The 7,299-nt window shown below is 68.4% G+C and carries 9 protein-coding genes and 1 pseudogene; 2 read left to right on the top strand and 8 right to left on the bottom strand.

The annotated features are described in order from the left end of the window. The 8 genes from VFG33_RS11840 to VFG33_RS11805 all read right to left on the bottom strand — a co-directional run. The coding region (locus tag VFG33_RS11840) for a hypothetical protein (RefSeq protein WP_325025496.1) at positions 1-336 on the bottom strand (336 nt) is incomplete at its 3' end. A gap of 46 nt (positions 337-382) precedes the next feature. Continuing rightward, entirely contained in the window at positions 383-1,339 is a 957-nt protein-coding gene (locus tag VFG33_RS11835; RefSeq protein ID WP_325025494.1) for an ABC transporter ATP-binding protein, read from the bottom strand. A gap of 3 nt (positions 1,340-1,342) precedes the next feature. After that, positions 1,343-2,173: an ABC transporter permease gene (locus VFG33_RS11830; RefSeq protein WP_325025492.1), complete on the bottom strand. Its 831-nt coding sequence runs from the start codon at positions 2,171-2,173 to the stop codon at positions 1,343-1,345. Continuing rightward, positions 2,166-2,963, bottom strand: coding sequence for an ABC transporter permease (locus VFG33_RS11825; RefSeq protein ID WP_325025490.1), 798 nt, complete (start codon positions 2,961-2,963; stop codon positions 2,166-2,168). Before VFG33_RS11825 ends, VFG33_RS11830 begins: the two co-directional genes overlap by 8 nt. Before the next feature lie 193 nt (positions 2,964-3,156). After that, the gene (locus tag VFG33_RS11820) at positions 3,157-3,996 is read right to left on the bottom strand and encodes an alpha/beta fold hydrolase (RefSeq protein WP_325025488.1); all 840 of its coding nucleotides are present in this window, start codon (positions 3,994-3,996) and stop codon (positions 3,157-3,159) included. Between the two features lie 93 nt (positions 3,997-4,089). Further along, positions 4,090-4,986 (bottom strand): RecB family exonuclease, encoded by an 897-nt coding sequence (locus tag VFG33_RS11815; RefSeq protein ID WP_325025486.1) that lies wholly within the window; start codon positions 4,984-4,986, stop codon positions 4,090-4,092. After that, on the bottom strand, positions 4,986-5,603 hold the full coding sequence (locus tag VFG33_RS11810) for a MarC family protein (protein ID WP_325025484.1): 618 nt from the start codon (positions 5,601-5,603) through the stop codon (positions 4,986-4,988). The genes VFG33_RS11815 and VFG33_RS11810 overlap by 1 nt, the downstream gene beginning before the upstream one ends. After that, entirely contained in the window at positions 5,600-6,481 is an 882-nt protein-coding gene (locus VFG33_RS11805) for a PHP domain-containing protein (RefSeq protein ID WP_325025482.1), read from the bottom strand. The genes VFG33_RS11810 and VFG33_RS11805 overlap by 4 nt, the downstream gene beginning before the upstream one ends. A gap of 145 nt (positions 6,482-6,626) precedes the next feature. Between VFG33_RS11805 and VFG33_RS11800 the strand changes: the two genes are divergently transcribed. After that, positions 6,627-7,031 carry an NUDIX hydrolase gene (locus tag VFG33_RS11800; protein WP_325025480.1) on the top strand — a complete coding sequence of 135 codons (405 nt, stop codon included), beginning with the start codon at positions 6,627-6,629 and terminating at the stop codon, positions 7,029-7,031. Positions 7,032-7,085: 54 nt separating this feature from the next. Continuing rightward, positions 7,086-7,299 (top strand): annotated as a pseudogene (locus VFG33_RS11795) (GNAT family N-acetyltransferase); the annotation flags it as partial.

Raw genomic sequence — 7,299 nt, 5'->3', positions numbered from 1 at the left:
CTCGGCCTCCAGACCCGCCAGCCGCGCCTTCACCCGGTTGATCGCCTCAAGCCGATCCAACCACCCACTGTCGCTCAACTGCGACGTGTCCTGGGACACCAGCGCCTCATACAACAGGCACCCGCCATCGGGGTCGTCCGGGAAGTCCAACCGCAACAAACTCCCCCGCGACGCCGGCTGCGACCCCGGTGCCGGCGGCGAGTCCGCGACCGGCTGGGACTGCCCGGCCAGTGGCGGGACCGGGCACCGCGGCCCGCCTACCGGCGACTGCCCACCTGCCGGCGGGACTGGGCGCAGGGGCCCGTCTGCCGGCTGGTCGTTGGGGAGTCTGCTCATGAATCGAGTGTATGTTCGAATACAGTCCGTGACAAATCGGACGCTCTCAGGTGACCGAAGGGGTGCTGTAGAGCTTGGCGATGATGGATTCGATGGTCGGTTCGAGGACCGAGAGATCGACCAGCGGGTAGGTGGCGGCTATCTGGGCTACCAGCGGGGCGGCTGAGGTGGTGGTGGGGAAAGACAGCCATTGGCGGGGGCCGTCGGTTTTGGTGACGGTGGCGCCTTCGATGGTGATGGGTGGGAGGGAGGACGCCAGGTCCACGACCAGGGTGCGGGGCGCTGACTGGCTGGAGCGGAGGCCTGCCAGGGTGCCGTCGTAGACCTGGTGGCCGTGGTCGATCACCATCACCCTCGAGCACAGTGCCTCGATGTCGTCGAGGTCGTGGGTGGTGAGGATGATCGTGGTCTGCCGGTCGCGGTTGACCTGGGCGAGGAACTCGCGGAGCCGGGCCTTGCTGATGATGTCGAGGCCGATGGTGGGTTCGTCCAGGTAGACGATCTCCGGGTCGTGCAGCAGCGCCGCCGCGATGTCGCCGCGCATCCGCTGGCCCAGGGACAGTTGCCGCACCGGTACGTCGAGCAGTTCGCCGAGGTCCAGCAGTTCCACGAAGGTGGCCAGGTTCTCGGCATGACGGGCCCGCGGTACGGCGTACATCTTCTGCAGGACCGCGAACGACTCCTTCAGCGGCAGGTCCCACCACAGGGTGGTCCGCTGACCGAAGACCACGCCGATGCGCTTGGCGAGCTTCAGGCGGTGCCGCGACGGGTCCACCCCGGCGACCCGGATCGAGCCGCCCGACGGGACCAGGATCCCGGTCAGCATCTTGATCGTGGTGGACTTCCCCGCGCCGTTCGGGCCGATGTAGCCCATCACCTCGCCGCGTTCGACGGTGAAGGACAGGTCGTCGACGGCGCGGACCTCACGCCGGGTACGCCGGAACCCGGTCCGGCTGGACACGGTGAAGGCGCGGGACACGTTCTCCAGTTCGATGACTGCCACTGCTCAGCTCCCTGTACTGCGGTAACGACGGAGACCGCCACGCCAGGCCAGTGACGCCACCGCGATCATCGCGACGGCGACCACCGGAGCCAGCAGACCGATCCAGGACGGCAGGCCCAACGGGGCCGGTTTTCCCAGCACGTAGAGCACCGGGTAGTAGTTCACGAAGGCGAGCGGCACCACGAACGTAACCGCCCGCACGATGTCCTTGCCGAAGATGGACAGCGGGTACTGCGTCAGGAACTGCCCGCCGTAGGTGAAGGAGTTCGTCAGCTCCGCCGAGTCGATCGAGATGAACTGGAAAGCGGCTCCGAGCACGAAGATCGTCCCGAAGATGGTCGCCCCGGAGATCAGCGAGACCACCAGCAGGATGCCCTTGGCAACAGTCCAGTCGATCTCGACGGCCCGGAGCGCGATCACCAGCACCAGCAGGGCCTGCACCGGGCGGCCCAGCCGGCGGAGCGCGAAGTTGTCCGCGATCGCCTGCAGGAAGGCCGGTACCGGGCGGATCAGCCAGACGTCGAACTCACCGGTCCGGATCCGCTGCCCGAGTCGCTCGACCGAACCGGTGATCAGATCCGCCACCCCGAGCGCCATCGAGGCGGTGGCATAGAGCAGAGCCATCTCCCCCAGGGTGAAGCCGCCGAAGGACGAGATGTGGCTGAAGATCAGCAGCACGGCGACGAAGTCGGTCCCGGTGATCAGCGCCGAGGCCACCAGCATCATCACGAAGGAGGCCGGGTACGCAAGCGACGACCGGATCCACATCGTCACCAGCATCCAGTACTGGCCTGGCCAGCCGGTTGCCCTGCGCAACAACGAGACGTCATCCACCGTGGATCACCACCCTCCGGGTCGCCAGTACGGTCGCCAGCCGGCCGGCCAGGACGAGGACGACGAGCCAGCCGAGCTGGAACACCAGCGCGGACCCGATGCCGCCGGGGTTGCGCCCGAGCCAGACGTCGATCGGCACCTGCAGGGTGGCCGCCCACGGAGTCGCCCGGGCGACCTCGCCGATCCACCCCGGGAACACCACCAGCGGCAGGATCGTGCCGGAGAAGAACAGCGACAGCACCAGCGCGAGTTGCTCCAGGCCGCGCGAGTCATTGATCCAGAAGCCCGACAACGCCACCAGATAACGGATCCCGAAGCTCACCAGTACGCCGAACGTCAGCGCGACGACGACCGCCAGCCACTGCAGCACGGACGACGGGAAGTTCAGGTCGAACACCAGCGCCCCGACCAGCAGCGGCAACCCACCGCGTGCGATCAACTGGAAAGCGGCCCGCCCGGCGTCGACCGACATCCACCAGATCATCAGGTGGGTAGGCCGATAGAGATCGACCGCGATCTCGCCGCTCCGGACCCGTTCACCCAGCTCGACCGTGGTACTGGCGCCGAAGATCCCGATCGGCATCAACAGTCCCTGTTGCAGCCAGACGAAGGTGAGCGCGTCCGACACGTCGTACCCGCCGAGACCGGGGCGCTGTTCCCACAGCGTCAGGTAGACACCGCAGAAGATGAAGCCGAAAACCGTGTTGGTGAATGCGCCGGACAGGGTGGCGATCCGGTACGTCGCGAACCGGCGGAACGAGCGCACCGCGACCGCCCAGTACACGTCCACTGCTACCTCCTTCGCACCTCAAAGAGTGGTGTCCGAGAGGGCCATGCGGCTGATGTGGGCACGCAGAACCGCCCCGGATCCGTCAGGACCCGGGGCTTCGGACACCACTGTGGCGGCATGCGGAAACATGCCTTTGTCAAGGGAAGGAGAGCGACGGTACGCCGGATCGCGGCCGACCGTCAACTCCAATAACTCAGCTGATCTCGGCCTCCAGCACGCGAGCGAGCAACGTGGCGAACTGGGTCGGGTGGCTCGCATACCCCGAGTGGCCGCCGGGGAAGCCGACCACGGGCCAGCCCAGCTCGTCCGCGATCACCTCGATGGGCCGACCGGGCAGATGCGCCGCGGAATCCACCCCGGCAGCCGGCACGATCTTGTCCGCGACTGTCTTCAGGGCGTCCAGATGCGGCCGCCAGCGGGTGAACGGCAACATCTTGTACTCGAAGAAGGTCGGCGCGTTGGCCTGCATCCGCTCCATCGCCTCGCGGAACTCCGGCCGCAGATCCTCCGGCGCCGGCGGCTCGTCGTCGTCCAGCCCGGTGCCACCGGCGAACAGCAGCATGGCCGCGTCCACCCCGTCGCCCTGGAACGTGTCGTAGACGTCGAGGAAGAACGCCCGCGCGGTCAGCGCATCCGGAAGCAGTTCGATCGACGGCGGCTCGTGCGCCACCAGCATCCGCACCCGATCGGAGTGGCGAGCGATCAGGTCGAGCCCGGTGATGGCTCCGGAGCCGCTGCCGAACACGTACGCCGGTTCGTCCCCGGCCACCTCGTCGATCAGAGCCAGCGCGTCCTCGGCCGAACGATCCACCTGCTCGTCGGTGGGCGTCCCGTCGTACGGGCTTCTCGAGTTGCCGCGCGGGTCGTAGGCGACCACGGTGTAGTCGGCAGCGAGCTGCCCGACGATCGCGTCGAACACGCCGCCGTCCATGAAACCGCCTGCGATCAGCAGCAGCACCGGCCCTGACCCGGTCACCTCGTAGTGCAGCGTCGCACCCGGCACAGCCAGCTTGTTCACGGTCTTCGCAGTCATAGGTCACCCCTCCATTTCTCGGTGACCCAAGCTTCCGACCGCCCACTGGCACGCCACGCACACGGCGCTGGCACGGCCTGACGACTCCGGGATTCAGCCTGCTTCGGCGATGTCGGGGACGGGGAGGCCGTCGGTTTCGTCGAGGGCGGACCAGGGGTCGCGGGGTGGGGCCACACGTCGGCCCTGGGGGCAGATGCGGGCGAAGTCGCACCAGCCGCAGAGTGGGGAGGGCTCGGGCGGGAAGACCTCGTCGGCCTGGGCCGGGGTGAGGCCCTCGTGCCAGCGGGCTTCGGCGGCGGCCGCGTCGTCGGCGATGGACTCGGCCCGGCGCTGGTGGCGGGCGAGGGACTCGTCGTCGTGGTCCGCGGCCGCGATCGTGTTGGTGGGGAGGTGGTGGAGCTCGACCCGGGTGCACGCGCGACGCAGTACCCGGCGGGCGCCGAGGACGTAGAGCGCCATCGCGAGCGAGGACCGGGCATCCGTGCTGGTCAGCGGCCGGCGGCCGGTCTTGTAGTCGACGATCGCGAGCTCGGTACCGCCGCTGCCGTCGCGGGCCGGGCGCTCGTCGATCCGGTCCACCCGGCCGCGCAGGCTCGCGCGCTCGGTGGTGAACGCGACCGTGCGCTCTACCCCGCGTGGCTCGAAGTACGGGTCGATGTTGTGCAGGTACGTCGAGACCATGTCGACCGAGCGTTCCCGCCAGGTGGCGGACTGAGCCTCGTCGCGGAAGCCCTCGTGCCGCCAGCCGGCCCGGAGCTTGTTGACTGCCTCGACCGTCGTACGCCGCGACGCGGGCCAGCGCCAGAACTCGGCCAGGGTCTCGTGGATCACGGCGCCGACGGTGTTGTGGGCCCAGGGTGGTCCCTTCGGCGGGCGCGGGGTCTCCAGATAGGTGTAGCGGTACTTCCGCTTGCAGTCCGCGAAGTTCAGCAACTTCGTCGGCGTCGCGACGAACAACTTGGCGGGCATCCCCGGGAGCATGTCCGTCATCAGCCCGCCTTGATGAAGTCGGTGACGGCGTCCGCGACGAGCTGGACGGCGATCGCGCTCAGCAGCAGACCGGCGATCCGGGTGACGAGGAGGACGCCGTTCTCCCCCAGCAGCCGCATGATCACGCCGGAGAAGCGCAGCGTCAGCCACATCACGATGTGGATCAGCACGATGCCGACCGAGATCGCGACCACATCCGGGAGTGAGCCGTCCGCCCGCTGCACGAACACCATGGTGGCGACGATCGCGCCCGGGCCCGCGAGCAGCGGCGTACCGAGGGGGACGAAGGCGATGTTCACATTCTTTGTCTGGACCGGGTCCTCGGCGGTGTCGGTCAGCAACTGCAACGCGATCAGCAGGAGCAGCAGACCGCCGGCGCATTGCAGCGCCGGCAGGGTGATGCCCAGGTGGCTCAGGATCTGCTGCCCGAAAGCCGCGAACACCACGATCACGCCGAAGGCGACCAGCACCGCCTGCCAGGCCGCCTTCTTCCGTACTGCGCGCGACTGGCCGGCCGTCAGCGAGATGAACACCGGCACCGTGCCGGGCGGGTCCATGATCACGAAGAGGGTGACGAAGACCGAGCTGAGCAAAGACAGGTTGATGACATCGTTCACGGCAGGTAGGCCTCGGGGCTGTTCGCCGAGCTGGCGGCCGCGTTCGCCTTCGCCACGTCGAGGAGCCGCGCGAACTGCTCGGGCTCGGTGCTGTTCACGCCCAGGTCGTGGTTGACCTTGCCGATCCCGTGGTGGTCGCTCGATCCGGTGTAGATGATGCCGAGCTCGATGGCGATCGCGCGCAACGCAGTACGGGAGCCCGGTGAGTGGTCCTGGTGGTCCACCTCGATCCCGGCCAGGCCGTGGTCGGCGACCAACTGCGCGATCGTGTCGGCGTTCATCACCTTGTAGCTGGATCTTCCCCATGGGTGAGCGATCACCGGTACGCCGCCGGCCGCGCGAACGAGATCGATGGCCCGCCCGGGCTCGATCGCGTAATGGGACACATGCCCGGGCCGCCCATCGGCAAGGAACCGGTCGAACGCCTCGCCGCGGTCCGCCACGGTGCCGTTGGCAACCAGCGCGTCGGCGACATGGGGGCGCCCGACCGACGGGGTCCCAGTCGCCTGCGCCAGCACCTCGTCGACAGTCAGGGCCACGCCCATCCCGTTCAGCCGGGCCACGATGGACGGGATCCGGTCCGTGCGACCGTCGCGGACGTGCGCGAGCTCGTCGGCCAGCGGCTGGTACGACGGGTCCGGCAGGTAGGCGAGCAGGTGGACGCTGATCCCGTTGAGCTTGCAGGAGATCTCGATCCCGGGCACGAACCCGATTCCGAGCTCCTCCGCCGTCCGCCGACCATCGCCCCAGCCGTTGGCCGTGTCGTGATCGGTGAGCGCGATCACGTCCAGGCCGGCCCGCTTCGCGTTCGCGATCAGGACGGGGACCGGGTCGGTGCCGTCCGAGCGGTTCGAATGGGTGTGCAGGTCGATGAGCACGAGCGATCGGGATCCCTTCTCTGGACAGCTGTCAGCGCTGATGCTATCCGGGCCGACTCCCAGAACCGGCTTCGTCGTCCACAGGGCACCCCTGCGCGCCGCGCGACGGGGACTTCCGGCCGGGCCGGGTCTATCGTTTCTGCCCATGGAACCGGACCGCGTCGACTGTGTCGGTGCGCTCGTGTACGACGAGCAGCACCGGCTGCTGGTGGTTCGACGGGCGAACGAGCCCGGGCGGGGACTCTGGTCGCTGCCGGGCGGACGGGTCGAACCGGGCGAGGACGACCCGACCGCGGTGATCCGGGAGGTCGCCGAGGAGACCGGACTGCGGGTCGAGGTCGGGAAACTGGTCGGCGAGGTGGAGCGCGACGCCCCGAACGGCAAGCTCTACGTGATCCGCGACTACCAAGCAGAGGCAGTCGGCGGTGCGCTGGTCGCCGGTGACGACGCGTCAGACACCCGCTTCGTCAACCGCGACGAGTTCGACGCCCTACCGACAGCAACCCTGCTCGCGTCCACCCTCGCCCAGTGGAACGCCCTCCCCGGCTGAGCACTCGGGGAAAAACGGAATGCCTGGGGTGCTGGATCGCGCAAGACTGGGCGGATGGAAGAAGCCGAGCTGGTGCGAGCGATCGAGGAGAACGCGGCCGAACTGCTGATGGCGATGGGCGCGGCCGGGGGTGGTCAGCAACGCGACCAGGCTGCGGTGAGGTGGACGATCGGCGGGTCGCCTATCGACTATCACAATGCAGTGGTGGCGGCGGACCTCGGCGGTACGGACGTCGATGCGGTGATCGCGGAATCCCTGAAGCTGATGA

The sequence above is a fragment of the Kribbella sp. genome (assembly GCF_035687465.1).
In the GTDB taxonomy this organism is placed as follows: domain Bacteria; phylum Actinomycetota; class Actinomycetes; order Propionibacteriales; family Kribbellaceae; genus Kribbella.
This window is presented reverse-complemented; position numbering and strand designations above follow the sequence as displayed.

What these genes read in the sequence shown, in the direction of transcription:
- VFG33_RS11820 (WP_325025488.1), bottom strand. Translation starts at nt 3,996, where the DNA reads ATGACTGCGAAGACCGTGAACAAGCTGGCTGTGCCGGGTGCGACGCTG.
- VFG33_RS11815 (WP_325025486.1), bottom strand. Translation starts at nt 4,986, where the DNA reads ATGACGGACATGCTCCCGGGGATGCCCGCCAAGTTGTTCGTCGCGACG.
- VFG33_RS11800 (WP_325025480.1), top strand. Translation starts at nt 6,627, where the DNA reads ATGGAACCGGACCGCGTCGACTGTGTCGGTGCGCTCGTGTACGACGAG.